This is a genomic window from Nocardioides okcheonensis, from assembly GCF_020991065.1.
Classification (GTDB): Bacteria; Actinomycetota; Actinomycetes; order Propionibacteriales; family Nocardioidaceae; genus Nocardioides; species Nocardioides okcheonensis.
In genome coordinates this window covers 4369326-4384738 of record NZ_CP087710.1, presented here as the reverse complement: position 1 = coordinate 4384738, position 15413 = coordinate 4369326, and the positions used below count along the sequence as shown (strand labels likewise).

The following is a 15413-nucleotide window of genomic DNA, read 5'->3' as shown; positions in this document are numbered from 1 at the left end:
TCACGCCATGCGGATCCTGGTCACCGGCGGCGTGCGGTCCGGCAAGTCCACCCACGCCGAGGCGCTGGTCGGCACCGGCCCGGCGACGTACGTCGCCGCCGGCCCCTCCCCCGACGTCGAGGCAGACCCCGACTGGGCGGCCCGCATCGCCGCCCACCGGGCCCGTCGCCCCTCGACGTGGTCGACGGTCGAGACGCAGGACCTCCCGCCGGTGCTGCGGGAGGCCGAGCACCCGGTCCTCGTCGACTGCCTCGGCACCTGGCTCACCGCCGTCGTCGACGCCGCCGACGCGTGGGAGCAGGACTCCGACGCGGTGCACGCGCTCGTCCTCGACCGCGCCGACGCGCTCGTCTCCGCGCTGTCGTCCTGCGCCGTCGACGTCGTGCTGGTGACCAACGAGGTCGGCCTCGGGGTCGTCCCGGAGCACCGCTCGGGCCGCCTCTTCCGCGACCTGCTCGGCCTGCTCAACCAGCGCGTCGCCGCCGCCTGCGACGAGGTGCACCTCGTGGTCGCCGGCCGCGTGCTGCGGCTCTGACGAGCTTGCACCGACCATCAGCGATCCCCGGCTGACCGGGGATCGCTGAACTTGTCAGGCCGTGCACGGCCTGACAAGTTCAGCGAGAGGCCGACAACTCCGGGACGGCGGCTGCTGGATGGCCTCGCCGTGACCGGCTCACGAGCGCGGGTCGGGCAGGAGCGCGGCGCGGGCCACGACGTCGTCCCACGCCCGCGCGGCGCGCTCGATCTCCTCGGCGTGCTCGCGCGCGAACTCCTCGACGTCGCGGGCGACCTGGTCGAGGCGCGCCTCGTAGACGTCGGCGCGGCACAACCAGTCGGCCTCCTCCCACGACGCCTCGAGGGCGAGGAAGTCCCGCCACGCGGCTGAGTACATCTGCTCGTCGGCGCCCGGAGCCGGTACGTCGGCGGCTCGCGGTGCCCGGCGCGCCAGCTCCCCGCGCCAGGAGCCGACCTCGGCGTCGGGCGTCATCCCGCCCGACGCTTCGGTGAAGCAGGCGTCGTACGCCCGCTGGTCTCCGTAGGTCGTGTCCCAGCCGGCGAGCATCGACCACCACGCCTCGCGGAGCCGCTCCACGACGCGAGGAGTCGAGGCGGCCCGCACGGTGCCGTCCGACGCGCCGGGGGTGCTGGAGAGGCACCTCCCGATCGCCGCGTCCTGGTCGGGTGGCGGCTCCGATGACTCGAGTTCCTCCTGGTCGTGGAGGAAGCGCACGGAGGCGCGGGGCGAGTCGCTGTAGGTGTGGGCCAGCGGCGCGGCGAACCACGTGCTGGTGCCCAGGGCATCGGTCCGCGGCGCGGCATCGCGTCCGCGCGACCAGTCCCACTCGGGGAACCCCTCCGCAGCCAGGCACGTGCCCATCGCCCCGTTGATCGCCCACGCCCGCAGCAGGCCGCTCGCCTCGCGCTGCTCCGGCGTGCCGTCGAAGCGCTCGAAGACCGCGCCCGCCCGGTCCTGAAAGGCGAGCGACTCGGCCGACGGCGGAGGCGACGAGCCCTGCGGGTCCGCCCCGGCCGTCCCGCACGCGGTGGCGACAGCGGCGACCGAGCACGCGGCGACGATGGTGCGCCAGGGGGCGCTCGCGGCGCTCGGGATCGTCACGGTCACAGCATGTGGCACGTCGGCGCGAGGCGAAAGAAGCATCGTGTGGAGGTCCTGTGGAGCCTCGTCCCCCTGCACCATGAAGGCAGTTCGCCGGAGCTCACGCCGCGCTGAGCGTGGAGTCGGCTGCGTTCCCGGCGAACTGCCTGCATGGTGCGCCGCCGAGCCGCCGGCTGAGCGCGGCGTACGCCACCGGCCTGGCGAACTGCCTAGGTTGGTGTCCCGGAACCAGCGACCCGAGGAGACCACGTGACCGCGCCCCACGACTGGATCCCGCTCCTCCGCACCCACACCGCCCGCTTCGCCGACCTGCTCGGACGCGCGGACCTCGACGCCCCCGTCGAGCACTGCCCCGGGTGGACGGTGCGCGACGTCGCGGTCCACCTCGGCGGAGTCCACCAGTGGGTGGTGCACGCGGTCGTCGCCGGTGACCCGAGCCTGACCCCGGAGCCGCCGGCGCGCGGAGAGGACCTGGCGAGCTGGTATGCCCGGCAGGCGCGGGCGCTGGTCGGGCTGCTCGCCGCCACTCCCCCGGGAGCCCACGCGTGGACCCTCGACCGCGACGACCGGACGGCCGGGTTCTGGCGGCGTCGTCAGGTCCACGAGGTGGTGGTGCACGCCTGGGACGTCGAGCACGCCGTCGGCGACCCGAGCCCGATCGACCCCTCGCTCGCCTGGGACGGCGTGCGCGAGGTCGTCGACGTGCTGCACCCCCGCCAGGTCCGGCTCGGCCGCACCGCGGGGCCCGCGCACGCGCTGCGGCTGGTCGCGACCGACCTCGACGACGCCGTCGCGGTCCTCGGCGCCCCCGGGGTGAGGGAGGACGGCGTGGAGGTCCGGGCCACCGCCGAGCGGCTCCTGCTCCTGCTGTGGCACCGCGCGGACGCCACCGATCTCGACCCGCGCGCCGCGGCCGTCCTCGCCGAGCCGGTCGCCCCCTGACCTCCGACCAGGGGGCGGGACGCCCCTGCGCGAGGATGACGGCATGAGGATCGAGGACGCACTGCTGCGCGCGCAGCAGGCCGCCGCACCCGAGGTCGGCCGCGGCCACCTCGCCGACTACATCCCCGGGCTCGCCTCGGTCGACCCCCACCAGTTCGGGATGGCGATCGCGTCGTGCGACGGCACCGTCCACGTCATCGGCGACGCCGACGTGCCGTTCTCGGTGCAGAGCATCAGCAAGGTCTTCACCCTCGCCCTGGTCATCGCCACCGAGGGCGAGGACATCTGGCGCCGGGTGTCACGCGAGCCGTCGGGCAACCCGTTCAACTCCTTCCTCCAGCTCGACCAGGAGGCGGGGCGCCCGCGCAACCCGTTCATCAACGCCGGCGCCCTCGTCGTCACCGACCGCCTCCAGTCGCTCACCGGCGACGCCAGTGGCGCCCTGCGCGACCTCATGCGTCGCGAGAGCGGGCGCCCCGACGTCGACAGCGACCCGGCCGTGGCGCGTTCCGAGCTCGAGGCCGGGCACCGGACCTACGCGCTCGCCCACCTGCTGGCCAGCTACGGCAACCTCGAGCGCCCGGTCGACGAGGTCATCGACCAGTACGTCGCCCAGTGCGCGCTGTCGATGAGCTGCCGCGACCTCGCGCTCGCCGGGCTCTTCCTTGCCGGCGACGGAGTGGCCTCCGACGGCACGGCCCTGCTCAGCCCGCGGGAGACCAAGCGGATCAACGCGGTCATGCTCACCTGCGGCACCTACGACTCCGCCGGCGAGTTCGCCTACCGCGTGGGCCTGCCCGCCAAGAGCGGCGTCGGCGGCGGCATCCTGGCCGTCATCCCCGACCGCGGCGTCGCGTGCGTGTGGAGCCCGGCCCTCGGGCCGTCGGGCTCGTCGGCAGCCGGGCTCGCTGCCCTCGACGCGTTCACGACGTACTCCGACTGGACGGTCTTCTAGCCGCGGCGAGCCCTGGCCCGGGCCGTGGGCTCTGCGGTGCGGGGGTCCTCGGGCCAGGAGTGCCTGGGATAGCGCCCGCGCAGGTCGGCCCGCACGCCCGGGTAGCCGTTGTCCCAGAAGGACTCCAGGTCCGCGGTGACGGCGGCCGGGCGTCCCGCGGGCGAGAGCAGGTGCAGCAGGAGCGGGACCCTGCCGCCCGCGAGGGACGGTGCCGCGGTCCAGCCGAAGACCTCCTGGAGGCGTACGGCGAGCACCGGCTGGTCCTGCGAGTAGTCGATCCGCACGCTCGACCCGCTGGGCACCGTCACGCGCTCGGGGGCCAGCTCATCGAGCCGGCCCGCCTCGGGCCACGGCACCCTCGCCCGCAGCGCGGCCGCCACGTCGATGCGCCGGAGGTCCTCGGCCGAGCGGACCCGCGCCAGCTGCGGTCCGAGCCACCCGTCGAGGTCCTGCGCCAGGGCCGCGTCGCTCACGTCGGGCCACGGGTCACCGAGCGCGCGGTGCAGGAAGTCGAGCCGGGCGCGCAGCGCGGTGGGCGCCTCCGTCCAGCTGAGGAGGGCGATCTCCTCGCGCGCGACCGCCTCGGCGACCGCGTCGCTCACGGCCTGCGCGGGCGGGTCGGCGATCGGGGTCGAGCCGAGCTCGATCGCGCCCAGCAACGTACGCCGGCGCGCCACGACCCGCCCGCCAGCCCAGGTGACCTCGTCCACCTCGGTCCACGTCGATCCTGCCGCCTCGAGCGCGAGGTCCTCGGTGAGCGGGGCCGCCGCGCGGATCCGGGCCTCGCGCTGCCCCGGGCGTCGCTCCGCGTCACCGACCGCGAGCCACTCCAGGCCCGCGAGCGACCCGGGGTCGCGTGGGTCGAGCGCGGCGCCGGTCCCGGACGCCATCAGGTAGCTCGACGTGCCGGAGCGCTTGCGGGCGATCCGGTCCGGGTGCGCCAGCGCGACCACCAGTCCCACCGCGACGTCGTCGGTCAGCTCGCTGCGGCTCTGTGGTGGGTGGCCCACGCCGCCCTGCCTCGCGACGACCTCCTCGAGCCGGGTGACCTGGCGGCGCCACGCTGCGGCACGTCGGTCACCGCGCAGCGACCGGAGCGCGGCCACGAGGTCAGCGCCGGGAGCGCGTACGTCCTCGCTCAGCATCGCGACCACCTCGGCGGCGCGCGTGGCGCCGACGAGACCGGCCCCGTCGAGGAGGGCACGCGCCAGCCGGGGATCGACCGGCACGCCCGCGATCAGCCGGCCGCGCGCGGTGGCCGTCCCGTCCTCGGTCAGTGCCCCGAGCCCCACCAGCACCTCCGTGGCGGCCGACAGCGCGTGTGCCGGCGGCTGGTCGAGCAGCGCGAGGTCGCGGACGTCGCTCCCCCAGCAGGCCACCTCGAGGGCGAACGCCGTCAGGTCGGCGGTGGCGACCTCGGGCTCCGGGTGGGCGGCCAGGTGCGCGTGCTCCGCCTCGGACCAGCACCGCAGCACCGTCCCCGGGCCCAGCCGCCCGGCCCGTCCCGCTCGCTGCTCGGCGCCCGCGCGACTCACCGCGACGGTGACGAGAGAGGCCAGCCCGCGACGGTGGTCGGTGCGCGGCTCGCGGGAGAACCCGGCATCCACCACGATCCGCACCCCGGGCACCGTGAGCGACGACTCGGCGACCGCGGTCGAGACGACCACGCGTCGGTGCGGGCCCTCGGTGAGCGCGCAGTCCTGCTCGGCGGCGGACAGGCGCCCGTGCAGCGCGTGCACGGCCGCGTCGACCCCGGCGAGGCGGCGTACGGTCGCGTCGACCTCCGCGACGCCGGGCACGAAGACCAGGACGTCCCCCTCGCGCTCGGCCAGCGCGCGCCGCACCGTCGCCGCGACGTGGTCGTGGAACGCCGGGGTGATCCCGCGGTCGTCCGTACGCCGGGCCCCAGCCGGCAGCGGGCACCACACCGTCTCGACCGGGTGCAGCGCACCCGGCACGTCGATCACCGGGGCGCCGGCCGGGTCGAGCAGCGCGGCCGTCCGCTCGGCCTCGACGGTCGCCGACATCGCCACCAGGGCGAGGTCGTCGCGGAGGTTGGCGCGGATGTCGACGAGCAGCGCGAGGGTCAGGTCGGCGTCGAGGTGCCGCTCGTGCACCTCGTCGAGCACGACGGCCCCGACGCCGGCCAGCTCCGGGTCCTGCTGGATCCGCCGGAGCAGCAGCCCCGTCGTGACGACCTCGACGCGCGCACGCCGCCCGCTGCGGCGCTCGCCCCGCACCGAGTAGCCGACGGTCTCGCCGACCGGTTCGCCGATCAGGTGCGCGAGCCGCCGGGCGGCCGCGCGGGCGGCGATGCGGCTGGGCTGCGTGACGACGACCCGCCCCTCGACCACCCCGGCCACCGCCGGTGGCACCAGGGTCGTCTTGCCCGTGCCCGGCGGCGCCTGGACCACCGCGACCCCACGGCTGCCGAGCGCCTCGACCAGCGCGGGCAGGCCCGCCGTGACCGGGAGGTCCGGTGGCGCAGCGAGCAGGGTGCGCAGCGGGTCGGACACGGGTGCAGTGTGCCCGACGTGTCGCAGTCGGGCGGGTCAGGCGGCGGTGACGCCCACGCTCCACGTGACGCCGAACTTGTCGGTGAGCATGCCGAAGCCCGCACTCCACGCGGAGGCAGCGAGCGGCTCGACGACGTGGGCACCGGTTGCGAGCCTGTCCCAGTAGCCCTGCGCCTCGTCCAGGGTGTCGGCGTTGAGGGAGACGAACAACGCCTGGTCGGTGATCGTGGTGTTGTTCTCGCGGCGGGTGGTGGTGCCGCCGACGATGCTGCCGCCGGTCTCGCCCGGGATGTCGTAGCCCATCACGCGGAAGCCGTTGTCGGCGGCCACGACGCCGAACACGACCCGGTCGGCGCCGGGGACCTCGGCCGGCATGCCGAAGTCGGCGTAGGTGTTGATGACGGCGTGTCCGCCGAACACGGACTGGTAGTGCTCGAGCGCCGCGCGCGCGTCGCCGCGGAAGTTGAGGTGGGTGGTGGTCTGGACGGTCATCGCTTGCTCCTTGAGAGGTGGCCGTGGCCGGATCGGCCCCGCAGGAACTACTCTCGCGGGCATGTAGGACAGGTTCGGTCCTACACATCACGAGACTCGAGACATGACCACGACGACTGCGCGACTGCTGCGCCTGCTGTCCCTGTTGCCGACCCGACGCGACTGGCCGGGTGCGCTGCTGGCCGAGCGGCTGGAGGTCAGCCACCGCACGGTGCGACGCGACGTCGACCGGCTCCGCGAGATGGGCTACAGCATCCAGGCGACGATGGGACCCGATGGCGGCTACCGGCTGGGGGCCGGCAGCGAGCTGCCACCGCTGCTGTTCGACGACGACCAGACCGTCGCCGTGGCGGTCGCCCTGCAGACCGCACCCGCCGCCGGGGTCGGCATCGAGGAAGGCGCGATCCGCGCCCTCGCGACCATCCGCCAGGTCATGCCCTCGCGGCTGCGGCACCGGCTCGACGCGCTCGAGGTCACCGCCATCGCCGGCCGCGCCGGCAGCGGCAGCCCCACTCGGGTCTCCACCGAGGTGCTCGTCTCCCTCGCCCAGACGGTCCGCGCCAGGGAGGTGCTGCGCCTCGACTACGCCGCCCGCGACGCAGACCCGGACGCCGGCCCGACCACACCGCCGCGTCGCGTGGAGCCGCACCGCATCGTCACCTCCCACGGCCGCTGGTTCCTCCTGGCGTGGGACCTGGATCGTGAGGACTGGCGCCTGTTCAGCGTCGACCGGGTCGCGCCCCGCATCCCCACGGGGCCACGGTTCACACCACGACAGGTGCCCGGCGGCGACGTCGAGGAGTTCGTGTCCGCACGCTTCAAGGGGCGCGACGTCAACGAGTGGCCCTGTCGCGGCACCGTCATCCTCGACCTTCCCGCCCGCGACGTCCTCCCCTTCGCCGGAGACGGCACGGTCCGCGCCATCGACGACCACCGGTGCAGCCTCGAGATCGGCTCCTGGTCCTGGGGCTCGCTCGCTGCGTCCTTCGGCCGCTTCGAGGTCGGCATGGAGGTGGTCGGGCCCGCGGAGCTCGCGGACGCCTTCGCCGTCCTCGCCCAGCGGTACGCCGACACCGCCCGCACCGCACCTTCACGGGTGACCGTCGTCGACGCCCCAAACCGCAGCGACTAGCGTGACTTTCATGCAGCAGCTGCGGCGAGCAACCGCCCTCGTGGTCCTCGGCTGGCTCGTCGCCGCACTGGCCCTCACCGGGAGCGCGGCGTCGGCCGAGTCGGCGGCCGCAGCGGAGGCGCGCACGGTCCGCGTCGGCACGGAGGGGACGTACCCGCCGTTCACCTTCCACGACCCCGACACGGACCAGCTCACCGGCTTCGACATCGAGGTGATCCGCGCCGTGGCCGACGAGGCCGGGTGGGACCTCGAGTTCGTCGAGGCGCCCTTCGACTCGATCTTCCCGGCGCTCGACTCCGGACGCGTCGACGTCATCGCCAACCAGATCACGATCAATCCCGAGCGCGAGGCGCGCTACCTCTTCTCGACGCCCTACACCTACTCCCGCGGCGTGATCGTCACCGCCGCCGGCAACGAGGACGTGAAGACGCTCGACGACATCGACGGCCTGGTGGCCGCCGAGTCGGAGACGAGCAACTGGGCGCAGGTCGCCCGCGACGCCGGCGCCGAGATCCGCGTGGTCGACCAGTTCGCCCAAGCGGCCGAGCTGCTCGTGCAGGGGCGCGTCGACGTCGTCGTCAACGACAACATCGCGGTCCTCGACTACCTCGCCTCCACCGGGTCCGACGAGATCGAGATCGTCGGCGAGGCCGGCGACGAGGTCAGCAAGCAGGCGCTGACCTTCCGCCAGGACAGCCCGGAGCTGCAGCAGGAGGCCGACGACGCGCTCACCCAGCTCACCGACGACGGCACGCTCGCGAAGATCTCGGAGAAGTACTTCGGCGCGGACGTGACGGTCGAGGACGCCGCCAAGGTCACCGACGTGAAGGGCTCCGACACCCGCTCCACCACGGAGATCGTCCAGGACGCCGCGTGGCCGATGCTGAGGGCGCTGCTGATCTACACGATCCCGCTGACCGCCGCCAGCTTCGCGATCGGCCTCGTCCTCGCGCTGGTGACGGCACTCGCCCGGATGTCGTCGAACCGGCTGGTGCAGCTGCCGGCACGCATCTACATCTCCGCCATCCGCGGCACCCCGCTGCTGGTCCAGCTCTTCATCGCCTTCTACGGCCTCGGGCAGGTCGGGCTCAAGCTCTCGCCGGTGGGGGCGGCGATCCTCGCGCTCAGCCTCAACGTCGGCGGCTACGCCGCGGAGATCATCCGCGGCTCGATCCTGTCCGTCCCGCGCGGGCAGTACGAGGCAGCGACCACGATCGGCATGCGCTACCCGCAGCTGATGCGTCGCATCGTGCTGCCGCAGGCCGCGCGGATCGCCGTGCCACCCCTGTCCAACACGCTGCTGTCCCTCATCAAGGACACGGCGCTGACGTCGATCATCCTCGTGCCCGAGCTGCTCAGACAGGCGACGAACGCCGCCTCGTCGAGCGGGCAGTTCATGCCGCTCTACCTCTTCGCGGCGCTCTACTACTGGATCGTCTGCTTCCTCGTCTCGCAGGCACAAGGACCGCTGGAGAAGCGACTCGGGAGGTACGCCGCATGAGCACCACGCCACTGGTCGAGGCCCGCGGGCTGCGCAAGACCTTCGGTGACACCGAGGTGCTCCGGGGCGTCGACCTCCGCGCCGACGAGGGCACCGCCACCGCGATCATCGGCCCGTCGGGCTCGGGCAAGACGACCATCCTGCGCTCGCTCAACGTCCTCGAGGTGCCGGACAGCGGGACCGTACGCATCGCTGACGCCACCGTCGACTTCGGCGCGTCGGTCGACCGCTCCACCCGGCGCCGCGAGGTCGAGGCGCTGCGCTCGCACAGCGGCATGGTCTTCCAGTCGCACCACCTCTTCCCGCACAAGACCGTCCTGCAGAACCTCCTCGAGGGGCCGGTGCAGGTGCAGGGCCGCGACGTCAACGAGGCCACCGCCGACGCTCGCCGGCTGCTCGAGCAGGTCGGCCTCACCGGTCTTGAGGACCAGTACCCCTCGCAGCTCTCCGGCGGCCAGCAGCAGCGCGTCGGCATCGCCCGCGCGCTCGCCCTCAACCCCAAGGTGGTCCTGCTCGACGAGCCCACCTCCGCGCTCGACCCCGAGCTGGTCGGTGAGGTGCTGGCCGTCATCCGCGACCTCGCGACGTCGGGGTGGACCCTCATGATCGTCACCCACGAGATCCGCTTCGCCCGCGACGTCGCCGACCAGGTGCTCTTCCTCGACGGAGGCGTCATCGCCGAGCAGGGTGGCTCCGAGGTGCTCCACGACCCGCAGCACGAGCGTACGAAGCAGTTCCTGCGACGGGTGCTGGAGCCGGGGTGAACGACCCGTCGCGTGAGGCGAGACGCTGTTTACGTGCACATGCCGTTCGTACGGTGCCGGTGGAAGAGACCGTTGCTCAGTGCCTTCGGCCTAGCCCCTTAGCGGCGGATAGACGCGGCAGGAGCGCTGCTCATTGCGGAAAAATCCGGTCGGCGGCCGCTTGCGAGGCGAGCCAGCCACGCAGCCGTGGCCCAAGTCAGCCTCTGGCGGCGGCACTACGTCGACGCGCTCGCAGCGCCCGTGGCATTGCTACGGGACTGGCGGATGGCGAAGGCCGCCCCCGAGCCAGCCATGCCCAAACCGATCAAGACGATCGGGAGCACCCGAGCATCTGACAGCGGCGACTGGCACGACGGCCACGGACCGGCTGGACGATCGGCAAACTGGTACGCCGATGGCGGTTCCTTCAAGAAGGCCGTTCCGCACTTGACCCCTTGGATGTCGTAGACAACCCGGAAGAATCCGAGACCAATGCCAAGTGCCAGCAGGGCGCCGCTGACGATCACACAGACTTTCTGTAAGTCCCGCACCGGGTGAAGCTACACCAATGAATCACCCAATCCCGGTCGAACACCGACGTCTTTACGTGCGGTGGGCCTGAAGAGTTTCGGCTGAGAGCGGTCGGGTCGCAGATCAAGGTGGCGCCACCGATCGATGGTGATTGCATGGCGGCGCCCGATTGGCCTGTGGCCACCAACTCGCCCGCCGCGATCACCACAAACTTCATCAGACCCGTTCTGTAGGAGGCGCTGCCGACACCCCGGCTCGCGGCGGAATGACCCACCGATGGCGTACGCCTCTTGACCCGAAGGCAGATCCGGACGTTCGTTCCCCACCTCAGCTGTACTTGGTGTTGGTCATGCGATCTCACTTTTGGGTCGATCAGCTTTGAACCCACCCCGTTGAGATCGGGCGGGTGGGCTGAGCAGCGTAGTTCGCTGCCTCAGCGCTTGCGAACCCCTTCATGGCAGGCAGGGAAGAGCCTGCGGTGCGCCGAGGTGCCACCGGCAGATCGCCAGAAGACTTGGGTCTGACAGGACACTCCTTGCGGCGGACTGGAGTGTGGCGTCTGACCTCTCGCCGACGACTATCGCGGCCAGGCAGTCCGCAAGGGAAATGTAGGCCGGCCCGTCCAGACCGATGGCCAATGAACGAAACTCCTGCTCGGACATCCAATCCGTGTTCTTACGAAAGAATAATTGCTCCGCATTCTCGCGAATGCGCTGGCCCGCCACCGCGCGCCCGCCATCGCGCCTCAAGTCCGACACCAGATAGTTAAGGCCGTTTGGGTTCTCCCACCCCAGAGCACGGTCCTCATACTCGACGCGACCCTGCATCACTCGGACCCCGTCAACGGTTGGCTGATCGAGCCGGTCAACCGCACTTGTCCAGGCTGCTCGGTCGATGATCAGGCAGGCTCCCTCATGGTCGCCCGCATACTGCTGCCACATTCGCGCGCGTGCCCAACCGCGATGGAAGTTCCACACTCCGTTCCACTCTGCCTCTGCAGCGCGGTCTTGGGTGAAGCACGCAAGATACACGCTCCCTCGCATCGCCTGATCGACCTGACGAGTAAAACCGACGAACTCGCTTTCCTCCAGCGCCGGCTCACCGTGCTCGAGTGACATTGAGGGCCACCACTCTCGGTTCTCGCGCGGATCGTTCGTCGCCGTAAGCGGGCCAAGACGAATGGACATCGACTCAAGGATGAAGGCCGCCGTCGATGGGTTGGTGTAGTGGTACAGGTAGCGATCCAGGGTCGCCGGTCCGTCATGGCTGAAGACGTCGTTGTAACTCTCGGGGGGAGCGGTAGTCACGGGGTCAGCGTAAGCGCCCGAGGCTTAGGCGTGGGCGTGTGTAGTTCCGGTTCGGCTTAGAGCTCCACATGTCGGGCGGAAGAGCCAGCAGACCTGAGCCAGCATGTGCGGTGCGCGGGGAGGTGTCACCGCCTCACAGATGGCGGCAATCGCGTCCGGCGCACGCGGAGGTGCGTGATAGCGACGCGAAAGGCGGCGGAATGGGGCAGCCTCAGGAACGCAGCAATTTTACGTGAACCGGTTGACCGTGAAGGTCCGGCAAGGCTCGGCGCATTGCTGGCGCGCCGACGAGACGACCTGACGACAGCGGCTCCATTCGCGTCCTCTGACTTTCGCACCTGAGACGCCGCGATGCACGAGATGTCCCAACGCCTCGACGGCCGCGCGGACGAGCTCGTCGGCGCGCTCAGTCCATGGGTCGACGCCGGCGTCCGTCCGTGCGGTTGTACGTTTGCCACGAAATGGAGCGAGCCTCCTGGAACCGACCTGCACGGACCAAGTGATAGCTCAACGAGCCGACATACTGGTCCCAGCTGTCGAGTGCTTGCTCGCCGGTCGGAGGTTCGCCCTCGATGATCGCTTTGCGGAACGCCAGCAGCTCGTCCGCTACGGCAGCGTGCATCTCTTGTCCGACCGGGCTGCCCAGGGCGGTTCCGAGTAGGTCGGCCAAGGCTGGATGAACGAGGCCGACGGCTTCACCTCCACCCGCCGTGGGCAAACGAATGATGAGCTTCCGCAATTCGAAGAGCGCGTCGTGCAGCTCGCGACGGTTTACTAGGATGGACCGCCGGCGAAGGGCTCGCTGCCCGAGGGAGAGCGGCATGGGTCGAGCAGGATCGGCCGCGGTGGCGACCTGCGATGCCAGCCACTGAAGGTCCGACTTGCCAGGATCCAGAGTGAAGCTGCTTAACGAGCTGCGGAGAAGTTCGAACAGCTCCGCTCGAGTGTCGTCGGAGTCAGCGAATGCAAGAAGCGCGGTCTGTACCCCACGGCCTGCCTCGGTACGCCTAAATTCCATTACTGGGCTATCGGGGGTCGGGCCCAATGCCGTCAGCTCTAACTGCGTCGCCCCGTGTACGTCGCCTAGGGCGTCAGGAATGTCATCGCTGCTCGTGATCACGAACCGTACGGCCGTGCCGGCGTCGCTCGCGGCCGCGTCCGAGATGAGCCGCTCGAGTTCGACCCGGAACTCCGGGCTCATCGAATCCACTCCGTCGAGTCCCACCCGCCAGAACCCTGCTGCGGCCCCAGATTCGGCGGAACGCGGTCTGGGTGCGTGCGCGAGAAGCTGCTCGACGATGTCGTCCTGCAGCGAGTCGATGGACTCGTGGCCAGACAGGGCGACGAATGCATCGAGGAACGGCCGTTCAGACGGGACTTCCAAGGCGCTGTGCGGCCCGGAGACGGTCTCGCGGTACAAACTAGACAGCAGTGCCGACTTCCCGCTTCCGTATGAGCCTTTGATCCAGATGAGACCTGCATCAGCCTGTTCCTGAACGAACTGCCTGCCGTGGGCAACCGCGTCGGCAATCGGCGCAGACAGCGCTAGCAAGGCCTCACCCGAGGTCCCGCTGACGGAGTCGACGCGGTAGGCCACGTTCTTCTTTAGCCATAGGGACGGGTCCGGGTCGGCGACGGGACCTGTGCGCGCGTCGAAGCCCATCCAGCCCGGTGTCTGCTTGGTGCAGTTGTTGCGAGCGGCGAACACTAAGTCTTCGGGAGGGATGACCGGGTTCCACACCGTCCGCGCAGCCATCGTTGTGAACGTTCGACTCAGGCAGGCTCCGTATGCAGGGGAGTCACCCGATGCCGTGATGAACTGCAAGCGGCCTCCCGCAGACCACAGCTTGTCAACCAACCGCCTGGCAGAGCCGCGGGCAACCTCGCCACCGTCGCAGGTGTCCACGACCACGACCAGGCCGTCGATCCTTGGTGCCGCCTCGAGTTCTTCGCGTAACACCTGCACAAGGTGGACTGCGTTGTTGCTGCGCGGTGTTTCGTCGGGACTGTCCTTTGCCATGAAGTAGTAGTCATCTTCGCCAGTCGCCACACCGTGCCCGATGAACCAAAGGGCCAGCGCGGCCTCGTCGTCGTGGGCCCGTTGGAACGCGTCCGTGATGGCCTGGCGGGTCTCTGCGCTAGACGCGTCTAGGAGAGGCGCATCGATATCTCGTACGGATCGCCACCCCGCGGCCTGTCCCGCCGTCAATGTCTCGTGGACCGATTGAGCGACCTCAGGTACGAAAGGCAGCGGCGGAAGCGCCTCACATTGCGCTCCGATGACGAGGGCGAACCGGTTCAACATTGTCGACCTCCGTGTGAGAATGCGCCATGGCCACCGTAGTGATGGTTCACGGGATAGCGCAGCAGAAGCGCAGCGCGGAGGAGCTCCAAGCAGCATGGATTCCGGCACTCGCATGTGGCGTCCGCGAAGCCGGTCACGAAGACCTTGCCGACAAGATCACCGTGGATAACGACAGTGGCATCGAGGCGAGGATGGCGTTCTATGGGGATCTGTTCCTCGCCGCAGACGCGCAGGGAGACGGTTCTCGGCCCGAGGTTGACCCCGAGGTGCAGGCTGTCGAGCTCGACCTGGCCCGGGCCATGCTCGAGCGTGCGACCGAGGTCGGAGGTCCGCGCGATCAGGCGCGGGCATCCGTTGCTTTGGCTGCCACCGCTCCGGAGCAGGTGGACGCACAAGGCTTCCGGGCGACGATCCGTCCCGCTGTCGAGGCGCTCGCGCGTATCGGATGGCTAGCCGACCTCGGCCAGGCATTCGGTGAGCGCTATGTGTGGCAAGAGTTACGCCAAGCGTCGTTGTACCTGACCAAACCTGACATGCGCGAGGCAATCCAAGATCGTGTGAATCGCATTCTGACCGCCGACACCCGGCTAGTCATCGGACATTCCCTAGGTAGTGTCGTCTCTTATGAGGCTCTGCATCGCGCGTCGGTCGCAACACCGCACTTCGTGACGATGGGCTCGCCGCTCGGCCTCCGCGGACCAGTCACGCGTCGCCTTGAGCAGCAGCCTCCGGCGTTCCCTCTTTCAGCGTTGTCGTGGCTCAATTTGGCGGACCACGACGACCTCGTCGCCGGAGAACCAGACCTTGCAGGGATCTTCGGCGGGGCGTCCGGGGGTCGAGTTGTTCATGATTACGTTGTCGACAACGGAAAGAGGCCTCACGATGCCAAGGCCTACCTCGGTCAACGCGCTCTCGCGGCTGCCACAGCGGCAGCGCTCGCTCTGACGTAGCCACGCCGCCTGCGTTAGAACGCAGCCGCGACAGCACTTGGCCGTTCGATGATCCGCAGGCGGAACACTGACCGTCGCACCGGCCGTGTCTCAAATGACAGCAGTTCAGTCCCAGAATCGTCCGGATGGCGTGACCGGTACCGGCGAACGTGCTGCAACGCTTTGCTGAACGCGGCGCGGAGATCCTGAGCATGGCGGGGTTCGCGAGCGTCGCGCAGACGCTCCTTCTCAGCCGGCAATTCGAGGCACCAGCGCCATCAGAGGAACCTCGCACGAGCGACGCCACGGTTCGTCAATCTCGGGGTGCGTCGGGCGGCGGCGGACTGCCTGCTGACGCAACTCGACGCCGGTTAGCGAGGGCACCGACAGGCGGCGAGATGACGCAACTTCGACGGTCCCCGAATAGCGACGCTTGCCCGGT

Annotated in this window: 12 protein-coding genes; 7 read left to right on the top strand and 5 right to left on the bottom strand. The window is 70.4% G+C overall.

Going from position 1 to position 15413, the window contains the following annotated elements; translation table 11 throughout:
* Positions 1-7 precede the first annotated feature (7 nt).
* Positions 8-535: a bifunctional adenosylcobinamide kinase/adenosylcobinamide-phosphate guanylyltransferase gene (cobU, locus tag LN652_RS21390; protein ID WP_230442592.1), complete on the top strand. Its 528-nt coding sequence runs from the start codon at positions 8-10 to the stop codon at positions 533-535.
* Positions 536-673: 138 nt separating this feature from the next.
* On the opposite strand, the gene LN652_RS21385 is transcribed toward cobU, so the two are convergent.
* Positions 674-1618: a hypothetical protein gene (locus tag LN652_RS21385; RefSeq protein WP_230442591.1), complete on the bottom strand. Its 945-nt coding sequence runs from the start codon at positions 1616-1618 to the stop codon at positions 674-676.
* A 249-nt stretch (positions 1619-1867) separates the two neighbouring features.
* Here LN652_RS21385 and LN652_RS21380 point away from each other — a divergent pair, with 249 nt between their 5' ends.
* Together LN652_RS21380 and LN652_RS21375 are read left to right on the top strand one after the other, a co-directional pair.
* On the top strand, positions 1868-2560 hold the full coding sequence (locus LN652_RS21380) for a maleylpyruvate isomerase family mycothiol-dependent enzyme (protein WP_230442590.1): 693 nt from the start codon (positions 1868-1870) through the stop codon (positions 2558-2560).
* A gap of 43 nt (positions 2561-2603) precedes the next feature.
* Entirely contained in the window at positions 2604-3515 is a 912-nt protein-coding gene (locus LN652_RS21375; protein WP_230442589.1) for a glutaminase, read from the top strand.
* On the opposite strand, the gene hrpB is transcribed toward LN652_RS21375, so the two are convergent.
* Both hrpB and LN652_RS21365 read right to left on the bottom strand, forming a co-directional pair.
* Complete coding sequence (gene hrpB / locus LN652_RS21370) at positions 3512-6031, bottom strand: ATP-dependent helicase HrpB (protein WP_230442588.1); 2520 nt, start codon at positions 6029-6031, stop codon at positions 3512-3514. The genes LN652_RS21375 and hrpB overlap by 4 nt on opposite strands.
* Before the next feature lie 36 nt (positions 6032-6067).
* Positions 6068-6523 carry a VOC family protein gene (locus LN652_RS21365; protein WP_230442587.1) on the bottom strand — a complete coding sequence of 152 codons (456 nt, stop codon included), beginning with the start codon at positions 6521-6523 and terminating at the stop codon, positions 6068-6070.
* A 103-nt stretch (positions 6524-6626) separates the two neighbouring features.
* Between LN652_RS21365 and LN652_RS21360 the strand changes: the two genes are divergently transcribed.
* Genes LN652_RS21360 through LN652_RS21350 form a run of 3 tightly spaced genes read left to right on the top strand, consistent with a single transcriptional unit; the run spans position 6627 to position 9920 of the window.
* Entirely contained in the window at positions 6627-7655 is a 1029-nt protein-coding gene (locus LN652_RS21360; RefSeq protein WP_230442586.1) for a helix-turn-helix transcriptional regulator, read from the top strand.
* Between the two features lie 10 nt (positions 7656-7665).
* Entirely contained in the window at positions 7666-9156 is a 1491-nt protein-coding gene (locus LN652_RS21355; protein WP_230442585.1) for an ABC transporter substrate-binding protein/permease, read from the top strand.
* Positions 9153-9920 (top strand): amino acid ABC transporter ATP-binding protein, encoded by a 768-nt coding sequence (locus LN652_RS21350; RefSeq protein ID WP_329958447.1) that lies wholly within the window; start codon positions 9153-9155, stop codon positions 9918-9920. The genes LN652_RS21355 and LN652_RS21350 overlap by 4 nt, the downstream gene beginning before the upstream one ends.
* A gap of 962 nt (positions 9921-10882) precedes the next feature.
* On the opposite strand, the gene LN652_RS21345 is transcribed toward LN652_RS21350, so the two are convergent.
* Both LN652_RS21345 and LN652_RS21340 read right to left on the bottom strand, forming a co-directional pair.
* Complete coding sequence (locus LN652_RS21345; protein ID WP_230442584.1) at positions 10883-11737, bottom strand: DUF2971 domain-containing protein; 855 nt, start codon at positions 11735-11737, stop codon at positions 10883-10885.
* 406 nt (positions 11738-12143) lie between these two features.
* Positions 12144-14042: a hypothetical protein gene (locus LN652_RS21340; protein ID WP_230442583.1), complete on the bottom strand. Its 1899-nt coding sequence runs from the start codon at positions 14040-14042 to the stop codon at positions 12144-12146.
* A 26-nt stretch (positions 14043-14068) separates the two neighbouring features.
* Between LN652_RS21340 and LN652_RS21335 the strand changes: the two genes are divergently transcribed.
* A complete protein-coding gene (locus LN652_RS21335; protein WP_230442582.1) occupies positions 14069-14992 on the top strand; it encodes a hypothetical protein in 924 nt (307 codons plus the stop codon).
* Positions 14993-15413: the final 421 nt, after the last annotated feature.

What these genes read in the sequence shown, in the direction of transcription:
- LN652_RS21350 (WP_329958447.1), top strand. Translation starts at nt 9,153, where the DNA reads ATGAGCACCACGCCACTGGTCGAGGCCCGCGGGCTGCGCAAGACCTTC.
- LN652_RS21340 (WP_230442583.1), bottom strand. Translation starts at nt 14,042, where the DNA reads ATGTTGAACCGGTTCGCCCTCGTCATCGGAGCGCAATGTGAGGCGCTT.
- LN652_RS21335 (WP_230442582.1), top strand. Translation starts at nt 14,069, where the DNA reads ATGGCCACCGTAGTGATGGTTCACGGGATAGCGCAGCAGAAGCGCAGC.
- cobU (WP_230442592.1), top strand. Translation starts at nt 8, where the DNA reads ATGCGGATCCTGGTCACCGGCGGCGTGCGGTCCGGCAAGTCCACCCAC.
- LN652_RS21375 (WP_230442589.1), top strand. Translation starts at nt 2,604, where the DNA reads ATGAGGATCGAGGACGCACTGCTGCGCGCGCAGCAGGCCGCCGCACCC.
- LN652_RS21355 (WP_230442585.1), top strand. Translation starts at nt 7,666, where the DNA reads ATGCAGCAGCTGCGGCGAGCAACCGCCCTCGTGGTCCTCGGCTGGCTC.
- LN652_RS21365 (WP_230442587.1), bottom strand. Translation starts at nt 6,523, where the DNA reads ATGACCGTCCAGACCACCACCCACCTCAACTTCCGCGGCGACGCGCGC.
- LN652_RS21360 (WP_230442586.1), top strand. Translation starts at nt 6,627, where the DNA reads ATGACCACGACGACTGCGCGACTGCTGCGCCTGCTGTCCCTGTTGCCG.